The sequence below is a fragment of the Pedobacter kyungheensis genome, from assembly GCF_000812965.1.
Lineage (GTDB): Bacteria > Bacteroidota > Bacteroidia > Sphingobacteriales > Sphingobacteriaceae > Pedobacter > Pedobacter kyungheensis.
Genome location: NZ_JSYN01000063.1, coordinates 1 through 2,105 on the forward strand (window position 1 = coordinate 1; position 2,105 = coordinate 2,105).

1 protein-coding gene is annotated in these 2,105 nt (G+C 43.9%); it reads right to left on the reverse strand.

Annotation, left to right across the window (positions count from 1 at the left end):
• Positions 1-2,105 (reverse strand): beta strand repeat-containing protein (locus OC25_RS26580; protein ID WP_039483617.1); only part of this gene is annotated, 2,105 nt, incomplete at both ends.

Consider the following 2,105-nt stretch of genomic DNA (forward strand, 5'->3'; position numbering starts at 1 on the left):
TTGGTGATGGTTACATCTGCCAATGTTGGAGCTGTGGTAGTTCCATTATAGTTATCGTTCGCCAATACATTTGCAACAGCTGTTCCGCCGCTTACCGAGTTCGCCGAGCCGGCATCATCTTTAGCTAAGATCGCGCCTGATGCTACCGTTACTTTAACTGTAGCGGTCGAAGTTTTCGAAGCATCCAGTTTATCGGTGATGGTATACGTCAAAGTATAAACACCAGCCGGGGTATTGGTAGCTACGCTCACCGCACCGGTTGCCGGATCCAAGGTTACTTTGCCATTGCTGTCGTTAGTACCATTGGTGATGGTTACGTTAGTTAAACTCGCTTGTGCTCCGCCATTATAGGTATCGTTGGTTAAAACATTCGCTACAGCGGTTCCGCCCGTTACCGAATTGGCCGTGCCGTTATCATTTGCAGCCAATATTGCACCACTTACCAAATGTACCGTAACTGTTGCCTGTTTTACATTTCCAGGATTTGCCTTATCTTCAATCTGATATACCAGGGTATAATCGCCTACAGGCGTATTCGGCAGCACTTTTACTTCACCTGTAGCAGGATCAATTGAAACATTAGGATGACTCGTCGATATCTGCGTAATGGTTACGTTCGTTAAAGTAGCCTGATTTCCGTTCAACTTATCATTAACCAAAACATTTGCAACCGCAACACCACCACTTACAGCATTTAATGTACCTGCATCATCAACTGCATAAACACCTGTAGGCGTTACAGTAGGCGTATCGTTAGTTGCAGTGGTACCCGAAATATCAGTTACATTTCCGTTCAATGGGTTTTTCCCGGTAACTGTTGCTGTATTGCTTACCGAACCTGAAGCCTTTTCTGCAGCAGAAATCGTGTAGGTTGCGGTAGCTGTGGTGCTGGCTCCGGGAGCTAAAGTTGTAGCACCTAAGATTATTGGTCCGGTAACTTTACTATCGGTTACAACCAGATTATTCAGCGTAACGTTACCTGTATTTTTAACGGTAAATAAATAGTTGATGGTATTTCCGTTCAGATTAAGCGTGCCGGTTTTAACTAAAGTAATGGCTGGCGACAAGGTAATATTAACATCAGCAATAGCTGTTTTTGCCGTTGGTAACTCTGTAGTTTGTACACTTGCGGTATTGGTAATTTTTCCGCTGTTATTAACGGGTTTACCATTGTTATTTAAATCGGCCTGAGTTACATTATAAGATCCGCTGTAAGTCCAGGTCTCCCCTTTCTCTAATATATTGTCGGCATTTCCTGTTTTTACCGGATTGCTCAAAGTCCCTCCCAATAATGCATCGCTAACCACTACATTGGTTTGACTGGCGTTTCCGGTATTGGCAACAGTTATGGTATAGTTAATCGTATTGCCGGCCTGGTTAACAGTAGTCACATCTGCTACCTTGGTGATCGAAATTGATGAACAAACCGGAACACTTACAGTAACGGTAAATGGATTACCTGTACAGCCACCTGCAACCGTCGCTTTCGGTGTTACCGTATAAGTGATGGTTTGGGCCGTATTACTGGTATTAATTAAGGTTTGATTGATGGTGTTACCTGATCCACTCGCGGCTCCTGTTACATTGCTGTTTGAATTGATTGTCCAGGTAAATGAAGCTGGAACAGCATTTCCTCCATTGGCTGTATTATCCACATTTGCCGTTTGAAGATTATAGCTGAAACTACCGGCACAATCAAGCGTTTTGGTATCATTGAATCCTTTTGGCGTTTGATAAATCGTTACTGTTATCGAAGCGCGACTTGCACTTTCGCAACCGTTAGCCGTTTGGCTTGCATAATAAGTACCATTGGTTAAAGCTGTAGTCGATGCCAAAGCGGTTCCACCGGTTGAAGTCGTATACCATTTAATACCCGTTCCGGTTGCTGTTAAATTCGCAACGGTGGCATTGGCAATTTCGCAGAAAGTTTGGTTACTTGCTGTTGGTGCTGGTGTTGCAGTAATCGTTACCGTAATCTGCACACGACTCGCACTTTCGCAGCCATTAGCAGTTTGGCTTGCATAATAAGTGCCGTTGGTTAAAGCAGTAGTTGAAGCTAAAGCAGTTCCACCGGTTGAAGTCGTATACCATTTAATACCCGTTCC